We start from the raw sequence: 21,854 nt of genomic DNA on the forward strand, positions 1-21,854 counted from the left end.
TACTGGCTTACTGAGGTGGGTGGCTTAGAAAGAGAAAAATGCTTCTTACCTCTCGGCAAAAAGCATTGTGTATTAAAGCTAGATAATTAGCGAAATTAAAGCGTGCTTTTCAGGCCTAATTCTAAACCTCTTACTTCTGCCAAGCCTTTCATTCGGCCTAGTTTTGAATAACCCGGTTTAGTATTTTTTTCTAAGTCATTAAGGATTTGGTGTCCATGGTCTGGTCGCATTGGAATCAAACTTGGAGCGTTGTTGTCATTACGCTTTTTCTCTTCGACAAGGAGTGCACGAACCACACCAACCATGTCTACATCACCACCAAGGTGAGACGCTTCATGGAAGCTGCCCGCGACCTCTTCACGTTTCGTTGAACGCAAGTGCGTAAAGAAAATTCGTGAACCAAAACGGTTTACCATATCCACTAGGTCATTATCGGCACGAACACCGTAAGACCCTGTACACAAGGTAATGCCGTTCACTGGGCTTGGTACAGAAGTCACCAGCCAATCAATATCGTCTTTCACTGATACAACGCGTGGTAGCCCAAGAATAGGACGCGGTGGATCGTCTGGGTGAATCGCCAAGCGTAGCCCACCTTGTTCAGCCGCAGGCACAATCTCTTCTAGGAAGAGTTTTAAATGCTCGCGAAGCTTGTCTTTGTCGATACCAGCGTATTCGTCCAATTTTTCACGGAACTGCTCTAGCGTATAACTTTCTTCAGACCCAGGAAGGCCGGCAATGATGTTTGCAACCAAGCGGTCTTTGTCTTCTGGTTTTAGGTTTTCTAAAAAGACTTTTGCTTGTGCTTTTTCTTCAGCACTGTATTCATTTTCTGCGCCTTTGCGCTCTAAAATGTACAGCTCAAAGGCCGCAAAAGCGGTTTGATCAAATCGCAAAGCACGTGAGCCGTCAGGTAATTCGTAATCCAAATCGGTACGCGTCCAATCCAACACTGGCATGAAGTTATAGCACACGGTATCAATGCCACATTCCGCCAAGTTAAGCAAAGTTTGCTTGTAGTTTTGAATGTACTCTTGGTAGTTGCCTGTGCGCTTTTTAATGTCTTCGTGAACTGGCACACTTTCCACTACAGACCAACGTAGTGAATGCGCTTCAATCATTTCTTTACGCGCTTTAATCGCCTCTACTGGCCACACTTCGCCATTAGGAATTTCATGTAAAGCCGTTACGACACCTGTTGCCCCAGTTTGACGAATATCCGTCAAAGTGGTTTCATCATTTGGTCCAAACCAACGCCAAGTATGTTCCATTTTATCCTCCAAAATTCGCAGTGTTGTTATTTGATAGCTTGTCAGTGAATGACAAAGATTCCACGACACCGCTTGAAATAAGTGTTTGATAAGCGCTCAACACAGCGCGAGAAAAGCTCTCGTTTTGGCTAAGCTTTGTAGAAAAAATATCGTTCAGTTTTAACGCTTCACGAACCAAGCTTTCAGGCTCAGAACAGCGACTGTGCAACTTGCTCAGCACGTCCGCCATTGGGTCATCCACCTTATGTGTGTTGCCTTCTAAGTCTTCCCCACGAACATAAAATAACCACGCTGCCACGCCTAATGCGGTTGCCGCAAGCACACTGTCTGAATCAGAAGAAAAACGCGCTTCCGCGCCATTTAACCAGCGTTGAGGAATTTTCTGTGATCCGTCCATCGCAATCTGCGACAACTGATGCTGCAAGCTGTCATTGGCAAAACGACTGATTAAGCTCTCAATGTATTCATGCACCTTCACCTCTTCTGGCAAATCCAAAGTCGGTGCTGCTTCGAAGCTCATATAGTGACGAATAAAGGCGGCAAACTTTTCATCCGCCACCGCTTGTGCCACGGTTTTGTATTTGGCGGCCAAGCCAACATAGGCCAACAAGGAATGACTACCGTTCAACAAACGCAACTTCATGGTTTCAAACGGATGAACGTCTTTCACCATTTGCACACCATCGTGTTCCCAATCTGGTCGACCTTGTGGGAAGTTGTCCTCCACCACCCATTGACTAAAAGCCTCACACATCACAGCGTTTTCATCGTGGCAATTAAGCTCCCGCTGCAAACGCTCATGGGAAGCCTCTGACATGGCAGGCACAATTCGGTCCACCATGGAACTTGGGAAAGCGACATGGTCATAAATCCACTGGGCAAACGCTTTTGAACGGTGTTCAGCCAACCCACACACGGCTTGACGCGTTAAATGACCGTTGTTCGGCATGTTGTCACAGGACAAAACAGTAAAAGGCGGTAAACCCAAGGCTTTTCGACGATACAAGGCTTCAACGAGTATGCCTGGCGCGGTTTTTGGCGCGTTAGGGTTTTCGATATCGTGCTGAATGCTTGGGTCGTCTTGGCGCAATGTTTTATCGGCTGGCGCTAAGTAATAGCCTTTTTCGGTGACGGTTAGCGTGACTATTTTGGTCTTCGCCGAAACCAGCTTGACAAATAAAGGCTCTTTATCTTGCCCTGCAAACAAAGCGTCACGAATCGCGTTGACTTCACGCCATTCCACCTGTTGGCTGTCTTGATATTCGGCAATATGGTAACGACAGTCATTGGCTTTTAACTGATCAACCAGTTGCGAATTAGAGCGAATATTCACCGCACAAATGCCCCAGTCTCCACCCTGATTACGATTCAGATTTTTTTCAATATAAACCGCTTGGTGGGCTCGGTGGAAAGCGCCCAAGCCAATGTGAACAATGCCCACATCAACCTTGTCAGGTTCGTATACGCTTTTGGTGGTTGTTATCTTGATCATGATGATTCCTTATGTTTAAAAACGTCTTAAAATCCGAAGTATTTTTTCGCGTTTTCAGCACAAATGCCTTTCACCATATCGCCCAATAGCGCCATATCGGCTGGGGCTTCACCACGTTCAACCCAACCCCCCATCATCTCGCACAACAAGCGGCGGAAATACTCATGGCGGGTATAAGATAAAAAGCTACGAGAGTCCGTTAACATGCCCACGAATTGGCTCAACAAACCCATTTGCGCGACGCTGGTAAGTTGACGTTGCATGCCGTCTAGCTGATCGTTGAACCACCAGCCAGAACCAAATTGCACCTTGCCTGCCACGCCACCACCTTGGAAGTTACCCGCCATGGTCGCTAACATTTCGTTGTGCATTGGGTTCAAACAATAAAGGATGGTTTTCGGCAATTCGTCACTTTGATCCAACACATTCAAGAAATCGGATAAAGGTTCAGCAAACGCGCGATCGTCCATGGAGTCAAAACCGGAATCCCCACCAATCAACTTAAACATTCTGGAAGAGTTGTTGCGACGCGCACCAATGTGCAGCTGCATCACCCAACCTTTTTTGGCGTATTGCTTGCCCAGCCAAACTTGAACCGTACTGGAAAATTGCGCGATCTCCAGCTCGGTTAAAGGCTGCTCATTTATTCGTTTCGTTAAAATGGCATCTAAGTCGGCTTCGCTTGGTTCATTGGCAAAGCGCATGATTTCAATACCGTGATCGGCACTGCGACAACCATGCGCATCGAATACCTCGAGACGTTGCGCCAAGGCATCAATCAAATCACTAAAACGAGTGATACTGATGTCAGCCGCTTTACCCAGTTTATTCAAGTAGTCTTTAAAACCCACATGATCGACTTTAAAAGCACGATCCGGACGCCAACTTGGTGTAACCGCAATGTCGAAGCTGCTGTCATTAGCAATAAATTTATGATGCTCAAGGCTGTCCGCAGGGTCGTCTGTGGTGCCGACCATTTTCACCTTCATTTGCTGCATGATGCCGCGCGCTGAAAACTCAGGTTGCTGTAGCATTTCATTGCATTGCTCCCAAATGGCATCGGCCGTTTTAGGGGAAAACAACACATCGGTAATGCCAAAAGGACGGCGCAGCTCTAAATGCGTCCAATGGTAAATAGGATTACCAATACACTGAGGCACGGTTTTCGCCCAAGCTTGGTATTTTTCCTTGAAGCTTGCATTGCCTGTGACCAAACGCTCTTCAATACCTGCGGTACGCATGGCGCGCCATTTGTAGTGATCACCCTCTAACCAGATCTCACCCAAGTCCGTGAAACGGCGATTCTCGGCAATTTCTTGCGGGCTTAAATGGCAATGGTAGTCATAAATTGGCTGATCAGCGGCGTATTCATGATATAAGCGCTTCGCCGTTTCTGTGGTCAGCAAAAAATCTTCTGTCATAAAGTTTTTCATATCATTCCCTCAGCTTATTTAAGGCTGCTCAGTGCGATAAGTTGTGAGCGCTCAACACGCTTGCCGTTCACATAGAAAGGACGTTGCTCACTGTCTGGCAAAACAAAACTCACCTCTTTGTAGGCGGGCTGCCATTCGCCTTCTTGGGCGACCATCAGGTCGATGCGCTCAAGATCGGATTTCAGCGTCATATTCAGCATTAGGTATTTGCCATCTAAATAGCCCGTTGATAGACCATCATCATCAAACACAGATAGATCTCGCTGCCCTGCGCCTTTAAATGGGAAAACAAGGAACTGACGTTGTGTGTCTTTTTCAGCATCCACATGAGCAATACGGCCGCTAGTCGGAATCACACTGCCAGCACGAGCCAGTAGCGGAATCTCTTCTAGCGCGGCAGGTAACGTAATGTCTTGTCCACCGGCATACCAAGTTTTGCGGTGGAAGTCGTACCAGCCTTCGCCATTGTCAGGCAAATACACTGGACGCGTGCGTTGACCTTGTTCTACGACAGACGCCACCAATAGATCTTTACCTAGCAAGAAGTCGTCGCTTTCTACATAGGTGCGAGCATCGGCTTCGTGGTCCAAGAAAGTAGGACGCAACATAGGTTCATGATCTTTGTGTGCCTGCCAAAGTAGATCATACAAATACGGCATCAGACGGTAGCGAAGCGTCATGGCTTCACGAATAATGGGCGTGACTTCTGGGTACATCCAAGGCTCGTTAACCGTCTTATCGTCATTCCAAGAATGGATGGTAAAACGCGGGTGCATAACCCCATTTTGAACCCAACGCACAAAGAGTTCTGGATCTGGACGATCACCTGAGAAACCACCGACATCGTGACCAAGGTTGTACAAACCAGAAAGGCTCATGCCCACACCCATACGCGTGTTGTAACGCAAAGTTTGCCAGTTGGTACGGTTATCACCGCTCCAGGTTTGCACGTAGCGTTGCATGCCTGGGCAACCAGAACGCGAGATCAAATAAGGCCGTAAATTTGGTGCGAACTCCGTTTGCGCTTCATAAGAAGCACGCATCATCAACAAAGGCTGTAATGGACGAATCAGCTTAATCGGCGTCGGTTTACCAAACCCCACACAGCGCGCATTGCCATCCCAGACTTCGTATTCGTTGTTGTCATTCCAAGTAGAATCAATGCCTTTTTCAAGCAGTTGCTCAGTGACATTCTGTTTCCACCACTGAATGGTATTCGGGTTGGTAAAATCCAAATGTGAGCCAGAGTCATCCCAAAACTGAGACGATTCAGGCGCATCAAACTCAGAGTCTTGAATGAATAACTGTTGTGAAGCGACTTCATCAAAGCGAGGGTGATCCTGCAGCAAGCAAGGCTTGATGTTGGCTGCCAGCTTAAGACCGGCTTGATGAAAGTCTGAGCTCAATTTAAGCGGATCTGGCACCTTACTGGTGTTCCAATTAAACACGTAACGCTTATTACCAATGGACGTGTAGCCAGACGAAAGCTGGAATGAATCACATGGCATGCTGTGATTGTCGCAGTGCTTAATAAAGTCACCAAGCTGTTCTTGCGCGTTTTCAGCGTCCGTATAAAGCATGGTTGAGCCACTGTAACCAAGGCTCCATTTAGGGCCAAAAATAGTACGCCCCGTCAGGTTCACATAGGTTTTGGTAACGTCTAGAACTTTTTCGCCATACATGAAGTAGAAATCCAAATCCCCTTCTTCTGCATGATAACTACGATAGTAGCCATGATAGTTATCCAGTTCATTACCCAAATCAAACCAGCTGGTAGATAGGTTATCGTAGAAGATACCAAAGCTCGCCTGCTCCGTTTTCGTGATGTAAAAAGGAATGTGTTTGTACAATGGATCGGTGTGTTTGGCATCGTACCCCATCGCATCGATATTACGCATTTGGTAGCGCGAACCGTGGCGATTTAAATCACCGGTCTTTTCGCCCAAACCGTAATATTTCTCGGACAAATCTCGGGCCATGTAATGGTGAATATCATTAGATTGCACACCCAACATATACGCACCACTGTGGCGGTCCGCAGCCAAATAGTGCCACTCACCTTTTGCGTCAGCGTATTCCCATGTCAATTTCAATGGTTTTGACAAAGTCACTCGAAGAGAAGAAGTCGCAATACTTAACTGATCACCTTGCTCAGCCACGCTAAAATCAGGGCAAGAAAACCCTTCCGTGCTCATGCGGTCACGACCTTCCCAGTTTATTTCACTGCCATTTAGGCTGTCATTTGGGGAAATGCACCAGCTGTTTTCAAGTTGCAAGGTTTTGTTCTTTTTCAACAAAACGCGAATGACGTTGGACTCTAGGACGAAAAAGTGCAAAACATGACGATCATCACATTCAATATCTATACGGTTATTTTCAACACCAAGAAGCTTCCAATGTTTAATCGGCTTCATAATTATTTATCTCCAAATATCGTTAAAATCTGCAAGCTTCTAAACTAGTAACCAAGCAAAAGAGACGGTAAAAACAAGGTAATTTCTGGAATGAAGGTCACCGCCAACAACGCCAATAACAACAATCCAAATATGGGTAATAAAGGCTTAATAACTTGATCGATTTTCACTCCGCTTACTGAACAGCCTACAAACAGAGCGCTCCCCACAGGAGGAGTACAAATACCAATACATAGGTTAAAAGTAAGAATGATGCCGAAATGCACTGGATCGATGCCCAGTTCCAAAGCAATAGGAAGAAAAATTGGCGTAAATATTAATAAAGCTGGCGTCATATCCATAAAGATACCGACGATAAGCAGAATTAAATTGATAATTAACAAAATGATAATTGGGTTATCAGACAAAGCGAGCAATGCATCACTCACCGCATAAGGTATATCGGCATTGGCCATTGCCCACGCCATAGACATAGACGCACCAATCAGCAACATGATCATAGCGGCTGTCATAACGGAACCGAGAATAATATTCGGCATATCTTTCAGGCTAACTTCGCGATAAATCAGCGCCAATAACAAAGAGTAAACAACGGCAATGGCGGAAGCTTCCGTCGCGGTAAAGACACCACCAATAATACCGCCCATAATGACAACTATAAGACCTAAACTGGGGACGGCTCGCCACGTTATAATTCCCGCCTCAGCAAGGGACACACGCTCGGATACAGGGTAGTTTTTTTTCTTCGCGACGATGGCAACAGCTAACATGACACAGGCGCCCATTAACAGCCCAGGTAAATAGCCACCTAAGAACAGTGCGCTAATAGAAGTGCCACCAGAGATAAGGGAATACACAATCAAGGCGTTACTGGGCGGAATCAACAAACCAGCGGGGCTAGAGGTAATATTCACAGCGGTTGAAAAGACCGGATCATAGCCATCTTTTTTCTGTAATGGCGCCATAGTGCCACCCACTGCGGCGGCTGCAGCGACAGCCGAGCCTGAAATAGAACCAAACAGCATGTTAGCGATCACGTTTACATGGCCTAAAGAACCTGGCAAACGACCTGCGAGTAGCTTAGAAAACTCAATAAGCCGAAGAGCTAAACCACCCCTATTCATGATGTTGCCGGCGAGAATAAAGAACGGGATGGCTAGCAAAGTAAAGCTGTCCATACCAGAAGCAAGTTTTTGCGAAACAACCGACAGTGACGCATCAAAAGGCAGCGACACCATGATAGACAACAACGAGGCAATCGCGATGGAAAAGGAAATTGGCACACCCAGTACCAACATGGTGAAAAAACTACCGAACAAAACAAGTGCAACTAACCATTCCACGTTTTTTATCCTTATTATTAGAATTTATGAATAACTGAATCAGGCAACGAAAAGACGTTATTACTTAGCCTGTAGAGCCGTTTAGTCTTGCGTTGGTGCAAAAAGATCTCGTAATAGATAGAGAATCATGCAAACACCGCTAATCGGAATGGCCGAATAAACCCATCCCATTTCCAATCCTAAAACGGGTGAAATTTGCCCGACACTTAGCGTTTTGAGCACTAAAGAACCGCCGCCAAACACCATAATGACCACAGCAAAAAACAACCCAATTAGCGTAATTAGCAATTGCAAGGTCGCTTTTTTTCGCCCATCCAACGCAAGCAACATAAAGTCCATTGCTAAGTGTTTTTTCTGGCCCAAGGTAAACGCCGCGCCTAACAAGCCAACCCAAATAAAGAGAAATCTCGCCATCTCATCTGTTGACGTACTCGGTGCCCCCAATACATAACGAGAGAACACTTGCCAAACCACACACGCCACCAGCGCCACCATTAACGTGACACAAACAGTAGACAATATGCGGTCTACCACTCGAATAAATTTCGTCATTTACCACCTCCAGAAGGGATAAAAATCTTACATGACCACCATCAATCCACAACATATTGAACCAAACATCAAATCTGGTCAACAAAATAGACCAAATTGGTTGACCAAATTTAATGTGCGTGCAATTATGCAAACTCATAAAGACACAATTTACTCATCCGAAAACGTAAAAAATAATATAAAAATACCAAAACGGAGATTTTGACAATGTTAAATATTAAACAAACTAAGCTGCATTTTGCCTCAGCATTACTGATAGGAGGACTAATGGGTTCCTCATCAGTAAGCTTCGCGGAAACGCTAAAGTTAAGTCACAACGGTGATACAAAATCGCCCGTCCATAAGGCACTCAAGTTCTTTGCCGATGAGGTAGAAGAAAAGACTAATGGTGACTTAAAAGTACGCGTTTATCCAAATGGTCAACTAGGCACACAACGTGAGTCTTTGGAACTGTTACAAAGTGGTGCTCTGGACATGGCAAAGTCTAATGCCAGTGAACTAGAGTCATTCGATCCCGCTTACGGCGCGTTTAATATCCCTTATATTTTTAGAGACCGTGAGCATTTTTATCGCGCACTAGAGAGTGAAGATATCGGCCAAAAGATTTTAAGCTCATCTGAAAAATATGGTTTTGTTGGTGTGGCCTATTTTGATGCTGGGTCTCGTAATTTTTATACGACGAAACCTGTTCGTTCCCCTGCAGATCTAAAAGGCATGAAGATTCGCGTCCAACCAAGTCCAAGTGCCATTAAAATGATGGAGCTCATGGGTGCCTCCCCTACGCCACTGCCATTTGGTGAGCTGTATACCGCTCTTCAACAACGTGTCGTCGATGGCGCTGAAAACAATATCGGTGCGGTGACAACCTATCGACATGGCGAAGTCGCAAAATATTACAGCCAAGATGAGCACGCCATGATCCCAGATGTTTTGGTTATTAGTAGTAAAACCTGGGAAAACCTATCCGATAAAAACAAAGACGCAGTACTGACTGCGGGTAAAGATGCAACCGCCTTCATGAAAACACTTTGGGCTGAGTACACAGAAGAAGAACTCAACAAAGCAACAAAAATGGGCGTTGAAATTCTAGATGTTGATAAGGATGCTTTTATTAAAGCCGTTGAACCGATGCATAAAGATGCTGCAAACGACCCCGTTATTGCATCCTATGTGGAGGCCATAAAAGCACTCGACAAATAAGCTGAATCAAGCGACTCTTTTTGATATTGTGTATCGGTATCAAAAGAGTCGCTCATTTATTACTTCATCTTAATGCATATCTATACCTAATCTTTTCCTGTTACTGGCTAATTTAAATAAAGTAGAAAGCTATGATAAATACACTTGTAAAACCAAAGCGCCTATACCAAGAAGTGGGACTTAAGTTATACGAGGAGCTCAGACAAGGCCAATATGATATAGGAGATCGGTTACCACCAGAGCGTGATATTGCGGAACAGCTAGGCGTTAGTCGAACCCTGTTACGAGAAGCATTAATCATGCTTGAACTCATGGAAATTGTTGAGGTTCGTAAAGGCAGCGGTATTTATCTTCTCAATCTACCAACTAGCATAAGATCATCAGATTCATTTGAAGAGTCTTTAAACAATGATGATGTTGGTCCTTTTGAAATGATGCAAGCAAGGCAGCTCCTTGAAAGTCATGTCGCTGAGTTTGCGGCCACTCAAGCGACCAAAAAAGACATTATTAAAATGCGTGATGCTTTGGAGCTAGAAAAACAAAACATCGATACAGTGGATGCCGATCATGCTGCTGATAAACTCTTTCATTTAGCCATTGCTGAAGCAACCCAAAACAGTGTGTTGGTTGACTTAGTAGAAAACCTTTGGGAAAGACGTGAAAACAGCCCAATGTGGAAACAGTTGCACTCTCATATTACCGACCAAGCCTATCGTAGAAAATGGCTAGTCGATCATGAAAATATACTATTGGCCATTCAACAAAGAAAACCCGATGTCGCACGTATGGCAATGTGGCGCCACTTAGAAAACGTCAAAGATACACTTATGTTATTGTCTGAACATCAAGACCCTAATTTTGATGGTTATTTATTTAGTTCAAACCCCGTACAACCCCCATGTGGTTAGTAAATGATACCCTTTCCCTTATTGGCTAATAAGGGAATCTTCGCTCTTTTCCTATTTAAGATACGCTTTTTAACAAATCTCTCTGTCTGCCTGATTGCCGTCAATGAATTCTTGGTCTATTAATATTAAAGAGAATCATTTTAAATGGTGTCAGTGATGGATCATAATGAATACACACAAAGCCCCCTTCTTGCCAGCAGTCTAAAATTAATGGAAAACACCTTTCTACAGCAATTAGTTAGCTGTTTACCGATGGGGGCAATGGTGGTTAACACCGAAGCGCGTATATTATTCGTTAATGATTCACTGACGGACATTTTAGGCTACTCAGCGACAGAGTTACTTGGGGCAGATATTGATTTTTTACTGCCTGACGAACTTAGATCAAATCACAAACACCTAATGAGTCAGTATTTTAGCCAACCACGCAAACGGCAAATGGGGGCAGGTCAGGCGCTACATGCAAAACGTAAAGATGGCGTGCTGATTCCAATAGAAATTGGCCTAAACCCGATTGAGCAAGACAATCAAACCCTGGTATTAGCTACCTTAGTGGATCTAACCTATAGGCTACGCGCTAACTCTATGTTCCAGCGGTCCATTCAAGATGCTCCACACGGCGTCTTAGTCATTGATGAAAAAGGCATTATTCGTGTTACCAACAGCATGCTTTGTGAGTGTTTCGGCTATCAGCCAGAAGAGTTACTCAATCAGCCTCTTGATCTCTTATTACCTGAACGCTATCGCCATCATCATGGCGATCTACGCCATTCTTTTCATCAGAACCCAATGCCTCGCATGATGGGGGTTGGACGTGATTTAACGGCTTTACATAAAGACGGGCGTGAGTTTCCAGTGGAAATAGGTCTAAGTCCTTTTGAAGATGAACACAACAACAATATGGTGTTCGTGTCTTTATTAGACATCACAAAACGTAAACGAATGGAACAGGAGCTGCGTGAGATTAATACCAATCTAGAAGAATTTACCTATGTTGCTTCTCATGATTTACGCTCCCCTCTTCGAGGTATTGCCGATTTATTAGAGTGGGTAAAAGAAGATCTCGGCCCAGACGCCTTACCAGAGGTGAGCAATAATCTGGATCGTATTGATATTCGCATTCAACGTATGGAACAGCTGATTGACAATCTATTAACCTATGCCCGAGCGGGAAAAAAAGACGCTATAACCCAACAAATTGATATAAACGCCTTGTTAGATAACGTTTTTGAGCTACTTGAAATACCGGAGGGTATGCATTTAGAGCGAGATATTCAAATAACACATTTTATTTCGACATGGGTACCGCTTGAAACCGTCATGCGTAATCTGATTAGCAATGCGATTAAACACCATGATACTAAAGTAGGTAACATTTTAATCCGCTGCGTCGTAGAAAATAATTTCTGTCATTTTTCAATTTGCGATGATGGACCTGGAATTCCTGCGGCGGCCCATGAACGCATTTTCCGATTATTCCAAACCATCACGGCAAGCGAGCGTGGTGGCACAGGTATTGGCCTTTCTGTCAGCCGACGGCTGGTGGAATCCCATGGCGGTCGTATTAGTGTCGAAGCCAATCAGCATCAGCGAGGCGTTACTTTTCACGTTTGGTGGCCGCGTTATTTAAGGAAGGATAACCATGATTAAAGAATTAAGTGTTTTAATCGTTGAGGATGATGATGTCGCAGCAGAATCCATCACTCGTGGGCTGCGAAAAGTGGCTCCCGATATTCATTTGGTCTACGCAGAAAACGGTCAAATTGCCATAGACATTTTAAAAAAGCAGCATCCAACTCGAGCCTTAAAAACCCCCTATTTGGTGCTATTGGATTTAAACATGCCCATTATGAACGGCTTTGAATTCTTAGAATACATTCGAGACGATAAAGCCTTACAAGATACGGTCATTTTCATTCTTACCACGTCAAATGATGATAGCGATCGATCTCGTGCCTATGACAATAATGTCGCCGGCTATATGGTTAAATCTTCCGTCGGTCCGCAGTTTGCGAAACTTGCCGCACTTTTACATGCTTATAAAAATGCGGTCGAACCAAATCGCTGATTCAGGAGGAATCATGGAAGCAACCATAAACGATACTGGGCATATTTTAAAACTTCTGCTTGTTGACGATGACGATGTAGACAGAGAACGTCTGCGCCGTATGTTGTCAAAATCTGATATTGAAACTCATGTATTAGAAGCCTCTTCAATTGAAGATTCGATGGCTTATTTAAAAGAAGGCGACTTTGACTGCGTCATTGTAGATTATCGATTAGGGCTTAATTCAGGCTTAACCCTTCTCAATCATATCCGTACTATTTTAGAGAAGCGTTGTGCTGTGATCATGGTGACAGGGTTGGGGGATGAAGAAGTGGCCGCTCAAGCAATGCGCTTGGGTGCAAGTGACTATTTGTTAAAAAGCCATTTGCAAAGTACCCAGCTTATCCGTGCCATTATTAGCTCTGTCCATCGTGCGGAAATTGACAAGAAACTGCACGACATGGCTCATTACGACAATTTAACGGGATTGGCTAGCCGCCCTCTGCTTTTAGAACATTTACAGCAAGCGATTACTCATGAAGAGTCTGCTGCGGTCGCCTTTCTTGACCTAGATAACTTTAAGCCTGTGAATGACAATTACGGCCATGACACGGGCGACTATGTACTGGTGACCATCGCCAACCGCTTAAAAGGGCTTCTTCGCAAAAGTGATACCTTAGCTCGAATCGGCGGTGACGAATTTGTACTCTTGTTGCGTGATGTATCCAGCAAAAAAGAGTGTGATGAATTCCTCAAACAACTCATTGATTTGGTCAATGCGCCAATTGAACTTGAAGCCTTCGATTGCCATGTTCAAGTGTCTGCTAGTATCGGTGTTGCTTTGGTTTCCAATGACAGCTTGGATGCTGACACCATTTTACGACGCGCGGATCAAACAATGTACCAGGCTAAAAACTTGGGCAGTAATAATATTTTATTTTTCGACCCTGAAGAGGAGCGCCGTCAATTTGCACGCCGAGCAATGTTACAAGCAGCAGAAAAAGGCATTGCAAACAATGAGTTCGAACTGCATTATCAGCCACAAATAAATATGGTAGAACATAAGTTAATCGGAGTAGAAGCGCTTATTCGATGGAATCATCCGACGATGGGATTTCTTTATCCGGCGGATTTTACAGAAGTACTAGAGCACCCTAATACCGGTATATTAATCGGCGAGTGGGTTTTACAAGAAGCCATGAGCCAACATGCCTTATGGCAAATAAAAGACCTCACGATCAGTGTTAACATCGCACCAGCCCACTTACTCAGCAAAGACTTTGTCCAACGTCTGGGCCTGTTATTGCAAAGTATGCCTGATATTAATCCGCAGTCGCTAGAACTTGAAATATTAGAAACGGTTTCGATATGTGACATTAATCAAGCAGTGGAAGTGGTAAAAGCCTGCTGTCAACTGGGGGTTCATGTCGCATTAGACGATTTTGGCACTGGATATGCGTCATTAAACTATTTGAAGAAATTGCCTCTCAATACCTTAAAAATTGATAAAGGGTTTGTACAAAACCTTTTAATCAATCAAGAAGATCGCTCCATTGTGAAATGTATTGTTGCTCTAAGCCAAGCGTTTCATTACAAACTCATCGCCGAAGGCGTAGAGTCACTCGAGCACGAGCAGACACTGATTGAAATGGGTTGCCAACTTGGTCAAGGCTATTTCATCGCTAAACCGATGTCCGCGGATAAAATGAGCTCTTGGATCCTATCGTACAGGCAAGAACATCAGCTTCATTAAGAAACATGACATCAAAACTGGACACTATTCCCCTCTAAAATAAGGATACGTTAACACCGTCTCATGGACTCAATCATGACAAAATGCGCGACCCATTGTGCAAAAAACCACCAAAAAAAGCCTTACAAAAGTTTCAAAACCGCTATTTAGTTTCATTAAAGGAAAAGTAACTTCCGCTTAGAAAGAAGGTTGGTAGACTTCTGCGCACATTAAAACAAGCAAAAAAAGAGAGTCTATCATGATCACTAACGATGTTATGACGGTGCAAGATCAGCGCACCAGCAAAATCATATTGGCCATAGCCGCTATCACTATTTTATTAGCTACCTTTGCAGGCAAGATGCCGGGTGGCATGATAGGGGCATTAGGAATTATGGTCATTATTGGTTTTATTCTTAACTATATTGGCGACAGAACACCGATTATTAACCAATTTTTTGGTGGTGGTGCTATTGTTGTCATTTTCGGCTCTGCATACTTATTTCACAGTGGTCTATTTCCTTCCAGTGCAGAAAACAATGTCACAACCTTTATGAAAAGTGGCGGTTTTTTGTCTTTTTATGTGGCAAGCCTAGTGACTGGCTCTATATTTGGTATGGACACTCAAACACTTAAAAAAGCCGCACTAAAATACATCCCTGTTATTTTAGGATCGGCTTTTTTTGCTTGTATCTTCACCGGTTTAGTCGGTATGTTGGTCAGTAAAGATTTTTATGACTCGGTTATGCTGATTGCCCTTCCTATCATGGGTGGCGGCATGGGCGCTGGCGCTGTGCCACTTGTTGAAATTATGTCTGGCAAAACAGGCATGAGCGCAGAATCCCTAATGTCGCAAATGGTACCAGCACTGGCAATTGGTAATGCCATTGCAATTGTCATGGCAGGCTTGCTGCACAAAGTAGGACAAATGGCCCCAAGCCTTACTGGTAATGGCCAGCTTATTCGTGGCCAAAAGCCAATGGAAGAAGAAGACCAAAAAGCCTCCGCGCTCAACGTGACCATTTTAGGTGTTGGCGCCTTGTTAGCCGTGAGCATGTATTTTCTTGGTACCTTGTTATCAAACTATATCAATATGCACACCTATGCGTTGATGATCCTTTCTATTGCCTTGATCAAGGTATCGGGCATCATGCCAAAAGCACTAGAGCAAGCCGCGTTCTCTTGGTACAAATTTGTCGTTAGCAACTTAACGCCCGCTCTATTAGTTGGTATTGGTGTGGCTTATACCGATCTGAACCAAATTTTGGATGCTTTGTCTCCAATGTATTTCTTACTGGTGTTAATTACAGTACTTGGGGCTGTATTTGGCGCAGGGTTAATCGGTTGGCTAATGGGCTTCTACCCTATTGAGGCAGCTATCACTGGCGGTCTTTGCATGGCAAACATGGGCGGAACAGGTGACGTAGCAGTACTTGCTGCCAGTAAGCGTATGGAACTGATGCCTTTTGCACAAATATCCTCTCGCATTGGTGGTGCTTTCATGCTGATACTGGCCACAATCGTGGTTCAAGCGATCGCTTAACACTTCCTTTTTAGACCATAGAAAAGGCAGAACATCCCTTGTTTTTGCCTTTTCTATTTTTGCGTTTTGTTTAGCACTCACTCTGTATGCTGTATAATCGCGCTTCTTCCTTTTCGTGATAATGAAGCGCCAATGACACTCAAGTCTTACCTTGCCTTAATTACAATCTCAACCATTACCATCATTGTCATTGCCGTCGCCTTAGTTTTTGGCTACTCCTTACAAAACGCCTATTTAGACGGCATCAGTAAGCGTGGGCTAGAATTAGCTCGTGTTGTTGCTCAAGATGACAATGTCATTCGTGCGGTACAATCCAGCAATACTGGACAAAGTATTTCCCTTGAGAAGCATATTGAGAATTTACGCGGTAAGACGGATGCCTCCTACATTGTGGTGGTTGACCAAAAAGCCATTCGTCTTAGCCATCCCACAGCCTCCCTTATCGGTAAAGTATTTATCGGTGATGATGTCTACCCAACCTTACAGCAAGGCATAGACTCTACCAGTATTGCCAGCGGCTCACTGGGAGAAGCCATTCGTAACTTTACCCCAATCAGAGACGAAACGGGCATTATTGGTGCGGTTAGTGTTGGCTATTTATCCAAGACCACCAGCGAATTGATTCATCAACACCTTCGTGAAGCGGGCCTATTAGTCGCATTCGTTTACCTACTTGGTGTCATCATCGCCATCGTCTTAATTGCCAAATTAAAGCGTACCTTTTTATCTCTTGAGCCAGAAGAAATTGTGCGTAAATTCAAAGAGCACGAATTAATTTTAGACAGTATTCGAGACGGCATTGTGGCGATTGATCATCAGCAAAATGTCACCGCTATTAATAGCATGGCCATTGAATGGCTAACCATGAATGTACTCAGTTCATCTCAGGTGGTAAACAAACCGCTTAGCGAGCAATCCCAAAGCCTTTCTCACTTTGCTCTAGAAGCAAAAGGGCAAATGACTCAAAATAAATTCAATTTGGGTAAGTTAAAGTTCCTTGCAAACTTATACCCAATTAAAAGCCCAAAAGGCGATGTCGGTTATGTTATTGTATTTTTTCCTGATCACGGTGAAAAATCTTTAGAGCAAGAACTGACCGCCAGTAAAAATTACGCCGATCTCTTACGCGCAAAAACCCATGAATACGCCAACCACTTGAATGTACTATCCGGTATGCTGCAAGCAGAGCGCTATGAAGACGCCATTGAGTTCCTTCAACAAGAAAGTGACGGTGATCAAGCGACTTTGCGGCGCATTATAAAAACCATTGAAAACAGCGCTGTGGCGGGACTGATTTTCGCAAAACACAATAAAGCCAAAGACTTAAAAGTGGACATGCTAATTGAAAGTGACTGTCAGCTCGGTAAATACCCACCTAAAACCAATGAAGCATTGGTAACACTCGTGGGTAACTTAATAGACAATGCCCTACTCGCGGCGTGGTCAAACAGATTAATGACATCGCCTTTTGTTAAGCTGTATATTAGTGACCGCAATGCTCACATCATGATTCAAATAGAAGACAGCGGCGCAGGTGTAGACGAAAAGCTGGAAAGCCGCATACTGGACTTTGGCGTCAGCAGCAAACACAACACAGAACAACATGGCATTGGACTGTATTTGGTCAAAAAAGTGGTTGACCAATACCATGGTAGCCTTGATTGGGAACGCAGTGAGGTGAATACCACTGTGTTTAGTATTTATTTGGATAAACGAGCACTAACAAGATGAATCGAATTCCTGTCATGATAGTGGAAGATGACCTGCGTGCTAGCTATGTATTGGAAAATACCATCAATCAGCGCACAGATTTTATAGTCGTCGCTGTCTGTGAAAGCTTGCTAGAGGCAGAGCTAAAAGCAGAAGCCTTTGAACCTGAACTAGTTATGGTCGACATCAGTCTACCCGATGGCAATGGCATTGACCTGATATCACGGCTCAAAAGCAAAGGCTTAAAAAGCGCTTTTATCATGACCACAGCAGAAAGGGACACCACCACCATTGAAAAAGCCATTCAACTGGGGGTAATGGATTATCTTGTTAAACCTATCAGAATGTCTCGGGTTCTTCAGGCGCTTGATGACTATCTTGATTTTAAGAAGCGCCTCAATAAAAATAATAAAATAGATCAGCAAGACATTGACGCACTCTTTAGAAAAAACGCTACATCTGATAATAGCCGAAAAACCCCCAAGGGAATTGATGAAAACACTCTAGACAAATTGACTCAATATTTGGAAACCACCGATAACAGACCGTTTACCGCCGAAGACATAGGTGAAGCCATCAACCTAAGTCGCATCACCGCCAGACGCTATCTTGAATACCTAGAGGCTCAAGGCCATGTTAGTATGACGCTGGATTACAAAACCGGCGGCAGACCCAAACAACGCTACAGTAAAACGGTTTAGCAACGCATGAGCACTCTACTGACACGCGTTAAAAAACGGCTTTTTCGTCGCAAACCTGCACCTAAAAAAGTAATTTTTATCGGCATAGATTATTTGTGCTTTTCCCTAGCAAAGACCTTACTAGACAGTAACAAACGCGCAGAACAACCCGTCGAGATTACCGCATTTATTGACGATGAACCTTGGAACAATCGCACCCAAGTACACGGTGCAACTGTTTTTTCACCCAGTGAAATAGCGTCTCTGGTTATAAAACACGATGTTGCACTGATCATACAAATTCAGGGAGAGTCTATCAGTATTGCGGATAATATTTGGGAAGGGATTTTTAAAACAAAAGCCAAACTGTTGACACTTGAAACACACCAAGAAATAAATACCATGCAGGCATTAGTATACCAAGCGTTATTATGATCTTTGATCTTTAAACGACGACACTATCCCATTCGCTTAAAGATCAAAGCTTTAGCGGCGATTATTGAGCAAACGCCACTTGCTGGTTAGACATATGCATTGCTGCTTTCAGAGACTGAGTCGATGACATTGCCATCACATTTAATTGATCTGTAAATGTGTCTTTTGGCAATACAATATCACTACGCTGTGCCATCACTGTTTTAAACTTTTCAACGTCTATCGAATCAGGTCCATTCTTAATCGAATTCAATTCATCGTTCGTTAAGCTTGCCACTCCGCCACCAGGTAAATAAATCGCGCCTGTCATAAAATCGACACCAAACGCTACCACACCAGGCACAAAGAAAAACAACAAACCAATCGCATCCAATGCCGCGACACCAACATCGATTTGACCACTTGTTTGACCACGACGCTCTGGATAAAGCAAAGTACCACACGCTGTCACTTGCGTAATAAGGAGCGCAGCGGCAATGCCTCGCGCCAGATGAGTAAAACCTAGATTTTTCTTTAAACCCGTCATACTTATTCCCTATCAATGATTATTACAAACGCCACTCTATATCGAAACACTGGCCTAGTACAAACCCAACCACTTTTATTTCACAATGCTTTCGTACTAAACAGACGTTATTTGTTCATCAAGCTTATCAATAATATAGGCACCAATAGGAAAGGCACTGGTAGCCGCTGGAGATGGCGCATTGCAAACATGTAAGGTTCGAGCACTCTGTGCGAACAAAAAGTCGTGCACCAAACTGCCGTCATTCATTACTGCTTGAGCCCTTATTCCTGCTGGATATGATTGCAAATCATCCAAAGTAACAAGATCGCAATACTTTTGAACTTGGGCTAGATAGCCGGGCTTGTACCAAGAGTTTTTTGTCTCTCTCAGTCCTGTTTTCCAGTGATTCATGAGTAACTTCCAAAAACCGGGAAAACGCACCATATCGAATACATCGCGCAAGCTTATATTAATTCGACCATAGCCTTCTCTTTTCCAACCTTGAACGGCATTAGGACCAACCGTCACAGAGCCATCAATCATTCGGGTAAGATGCACGCCCAAGAAAGGCAAATCAGGGTCTGGAATGGGGTAAATTAGATGATTGACTATCTGATTGTGTTTCGCTGGTAATTGATAATATTCGCCACGAAAAGGAACAATCTGAAAGTCAGTCGGTATGTTCAACATTCGAGTCAACCGATCGGCCATTAAACCACCACAGCTGACCAGATAAGCGGTGCTAACAACATCATTACTTAAGGTGATCGCCACTCGCTCATGACTTTCGTCAAGCTGCTTCACTTCGGTATTTAACCTAAGCTCCCCGCCTTTTTGCACAAAAAGCTCTGCTAATTTTTGGCAAATCCTTCGATAGCTCACAATCCCTGTAGAGGGAACAAACAGTGCTGCAATCCCCTTCACATTCGGCTCACGCTCTTTTAACTGAGCTTGATCCAACTGATGCACTTCTAAACCATTCTCCTGACAGCGCAGGTATAAGGCTTCCATGCGCTCTTTTTCAAGTGCATTGGTCGCCACCAATAGCTTGCCGCACTCATCAAACGCTATGTCATGTTGAAGGCAAAACGCCTTCGTTGCTTTGGCTCCTCGCTGACAAAAATCGGCCTTTAAACTACCGGGGGCGTAATACACACCTGCGTGAATCACACCAGAATTATGCCCTGTCTGATGCAGCCCGACTTCGGATTCTTTTTCGATGAGCAAAATGCGATATTTGGGATAACGTTGAAGTAACTGCCATGCCGTAGAAAGCCCAACAATGCCAGCGCCTATCACAGCAATGTCATAAATAGAGTTTTTTAACGCGTCACTCATCACCTCATTCCTTTTTATTGTTGTTACAACAGATCACAAAAAACGAATAATCTGCATAAGACAGACTAAAAAATAGAGAACCTTTCACATAAGATCAAATGTTTTTAAGAAGCCTAACCTATCGGTACGATAAAACTCAATGCACCGCCGACAAACACACAGGATACCTTTTTGCTGCTCTGGAATAAGCGCCAGCATATCGTCAGGGACTATGACACGAAAACACCAACAAGTTCGGCTTTTATCAAGCTCGCAACCATTATCACTTTTACAAAAAGGACATTTCATCGTTATACCCATTTATGTATCAATAGCGCAAAAAAAATCCCCGCCGAAGCGAGGATTTTATCATCCGTCACACTTTAGAATACCAGCTTACCAGCCAGTGATTTCTTTTAGTGCAGCACCGATGTCGGCTAGAGAACGAACCGTTTTAACACCAGCGTCTTGTAGCGCTGCGAATTTCTCGTCAGCTGTACCTTTACCGCCAGAAATGATCGCGCCAGCGTGACCCATACGCTTACCAGCAGGTGCAGTAACACCAGCAATGTAAGAAACAACAGGCTTAGTCACGTTTGCTTTAATGTAAGCAGCCGCTTCTTCTTCAGCTGTACCACCGATTTCACCGATCATAACGATCGCTTCAGTTTGTGGATCGTTTTGGAACATTTCCAATACGTCAATGAAGCTAGTACCTGGGATTGGGTCACCACCGATGCCTACGCAAGTAGATTGACCGAAGCCAGCATCAGTCGTTTGCTTAACCGCTTCATAAGTCAAAGTACCAGAACGAGATACGATACCAACTTTACCTGGCAAATGGATGTGGCCAGGCATGATGCCGATCTTACATTCACCTGGTGTGATAACACCTGGGCAGTTAGGACCGATTAGACGTACACCTAGCTCGTCACATTTAACTTTGCAGTCAAGCATGTCAAGCGTTGGAACACCTTCAGTGATACAAACGATTAGTTTGATACCAGCGTTCGCTGCTTCAAGGATAGAGTCTTTAACAAAAGGCGCTGGAACGTAGATAACAGACGCTTCCGCACCTGTTTGCTCAACCGCTTCTTTCACTGTGTTGAAAACAGGTAAACCTAGGTGAGTTTGACCACCTTTACCAGGAGTTACACCGCCAACCATTTTCGTTCCGTAAGCAATCGCTTGCTCAGAGTGAAACGTGCCTTGACCGCCAGTGAAACCTTGGCAGATTACTTTAGTATCTTTATTGATTAAAACAGACAT

At 44.1% G+C, this 21,854-nt stretch carries 19 protein-coding genes; 9 read left to right on the top strand and 10 right to left on the bottom strand.

Annotated features, from left to right (window positions below):
- Positions 1-95 precede the first annotated feature (95 nt).
- The 6 genes from uxuA to DKT73_RS10460 form a co-directional block, all read right to left on the bottom strand.
- Positions 96-1,271, bottom strand: a complete 1,176-nt coding sequence (gene uxuA, locus DKT73_RS10435) for a mannonate dehydratase (protein WP_111638498.1) — start codon at positions 1,269-1,271, stop codon at positions 96-98.
- 1 nt (position 1,272) lies between these two features.
- Positions 1,273-2,763: a mannitol dehydrogenase family protein gene (locus DKT73_RS10440; RefSeq protein WP_111638499.1), complete on the bottom strand. Its 1,491-nt coding sequence runs from the start codon at positions 2,761-2,763 to the stop codon at positions 1,273-1,275.
- Between the two features lie 26 nt (positions 2,764-2,789).
- Positions 2,790-4,196 carry a glucuronate isomerase gene (gene uxaC / locus DKT73_RS10445; RefSeq protein WP_111638500.1) on the bottom strand — a complete coding sequence of 469 codons (1,407 nt, stop codon included), beginning with the start codon at positions 4,194-4,196 and terminating at the stop codon, positions 2,790-2,792.
- A 14-nt stretch (positions 4,197-4,210) separates the two neighbouring features.
- Positions 4,211-6,610, bottom strand: coding sequence for a glycoside hydrolase family 31 protein (locus DKT73_RS10450; protein WP_111638501.1), 2,400 nt, complete (start codon positions 6,608-6,610; stop codon positions 4,211-4,213).
- 44 nt (positions 6,611-6,654) lie between these two features.
- Positions 6,655-7,953, bottom strand: a complete 1,299-nt coding sequence (locus tag DKT73_RS10455) for a TRAP transporter large permease (protein ID WP_111638502.1) — start codon at positions 7,951-7,953, stop codon at positions 6,655-6,657.
- Positions 7,954-8,034: 81 nt separating this feature from the next.
- The gene (locus DKT73_RS10460) at positions 8,035-8,505 is read right to left on the bottom strand and encodes a TRAP transporter small permease (RefSeq protein ID WP_111638503.1); all 471 of its coding nucleotides are present in this window, start codon (positions 8,503-8,505) and stop codon (positions 8,035-8,037) included.
- Between the two features lie 207 nt (positions 8,506-8,712).
- Between DKT73_RS10460 and DKT73_RS10465 the strand changes: the two genes are divergently transcribed.
- From DKT73_RS10465 to DKT73_RS10505, 9 genes are all read left to right on the top strand, one after another.
- Complete coding sequence (locus tag DKT73_RS10465; RefSeq protein ID WP_111638504.1) at positions 8,713-9,705, top strand: TRAP transporter substrate-binding protein; 993 nt, start codon at positions 8,713-8,715, stop codon at positions 9,703-9,705.
- Between the two features lie 131 nt (positions 9,706-9,836).
- Positions 9,837-10,613: an FCD domain-containing protein gene (locus DKT73_RS10470; protein ID WP_111638505.1), complete on the top strand. Its 777-nt coding sequence runs from the start codon at positions 9,837-9,839 to the stop codon at positions 10,611-10,613.
- A gap of 156 nt (positions 10,614-10,769) precedes the next feature.
- Entirely contained in the window at positions 10,770-12,263 is a 1,494-nt protein-coding gene (locus DKT73_RS10475) for a sensor histidine kinase (RefSeq protein WP_111638635.1), read from the top strand.
- On the top strand, positions 12,256-12,681 hold the full coding sequence (locus tag DKT73_RS10480; protein ID WP_111638506.1) for a response regulator: 426 nt from the start codon (positions 12,256-12,258) through the stop codon (positions 12,679-12,681). Before DKT73_RS10475 ends, DKT73_RS10480 begins: the two co-directional genes overlap by 8 nt.
- A gap of 13 nt (positions 12,682-12,694) precedes the next feature.
- Positions 12,695-14,413, top strand: coding sequence for an EAL domain-containing protein (locus DKT73_RS10485; RefSeq protein ID WP_111638507.1), 1,719 nt, complete (start codon positions 12,695-12,697; stop codon positions 14,411-14,413).
- A gap of 238 nt (positions 14,414-14,651) precedes the next feature.
- Positions 14,652-15,935, top strand: coding sequence for a 2-hydroxycarboxylate transporter family protein (locus tag DKT73_RS10490; protein ID WP_111638508.1), 1,284 nt, complete (start codon positions 14,652-14,654; stop codon positions 15,933-15,935).
- Positions 15,936-16,067: 132 nt separating this feature from the next.
- Entirely contained in the window at positions 16,068-17,666 is a 1,599-nt protein-coding gene (locus tag DKT73_RS10495) for an ATP-binding protein (protein WP_111638509.1), read from the top strand.
- A complete protein-coding gene (locus DKT73_RS10500) occupies positions 17,663-18,346 on the top strand; it encodes a response regulator (RefSeq protein ID WP_111638510.1) in 684 nt (227 codons plus the stop codon). The genes DKT73_RS10495 and DKT73_RS10500 overlap by 4 nt, the downstream gene beginning before the upstream one ends.
- Positions 18,347-18,352: 6 nt before the next feature.
- On the top strand, positions 18,353-18,760 hold the full coding sequence (locus DKT73_RS10505; RefSeq protein ID WP_111638511.1) for a nucleoside-diphosphate sugar epimerase/dehydratase: 408 nt from the start codon (positions 18,353-18,355) through the stop codon (positions 18,758-18,760).
- Positions 18,761-18,821: 61 nt separating this feature from the next.
- Here DKT73_RS10505 and DKT73_RS20195 read toward each other — a convergent pair whose 3' ends face one another.
- The 4 genes from DKT73_RS20195 to sucD all read right to left on the bottom strand — a co-directional run bounded on the left by DKT73_RS20195 (position 18,822) and on the right by sucD (position 21,854).
- Entirely contained in the window at positions 18,822-19,286 is a 465-nt protein-coding gene (locus DKT73_RS20195) for a polyribonucleotide nucleotidyltransferase (RefSeq protein ID WP_198666589.1), read from the bottom strand.
- A gap of 96 nt (positions 19,287-19,382) precedes the next feature.
- Positions 19,383-20,606: an L-2-hydroxyglutarate dehydrogenase gene (gene lhgO, locus DKT73_RS10515; protein ID WP_111638512.1), complete on the bottom strand. Its 1,224-nt coding sequence runs from the start codon at positions 20,604-20,606 to the stop codon at positions 19,383-19,385.
- Between the two features lie 84 nt (positions 20,607-20,690).
- Positions 20,691-20,906 carry a cysteine-rich CWC family protein gene (locus DKT73_RS20490; protein WP_111638513.1) on the bottom strand — a complete coding sequence of 72 codons (216 nt, stop codon included), beginning with the start codon at positions 20,904-20,906 and terminating at the stop codon, positions 20,691-20,693.
- Positions 20,907-20,981: 75 nt separating this feature from the next.
- Positions 20,982-21,854 carry a succinate--CoA ligase subunit alpha gene (gene sucD / locus DKT73_RS10525; RefSeq protein ID WP_111606182.1) on the bottom strand — a complete coding sequence of 291 codons (873 nt, stop codon included), beginning with the start codon at positions 21,852-21,854 and terminating at the stop codon, positions 20,982-20,984.

The organism is Marinomonas shanghaiensis (genome assembly GCF_003259175.1).
Taxonomy (GTDB): Bacteria; Pseudomonadota; Gammaproteobacteria; order Pseudomonadales; family Marinomonadaceae; genus Marinomonas; species Marinomonas shanghaiensis.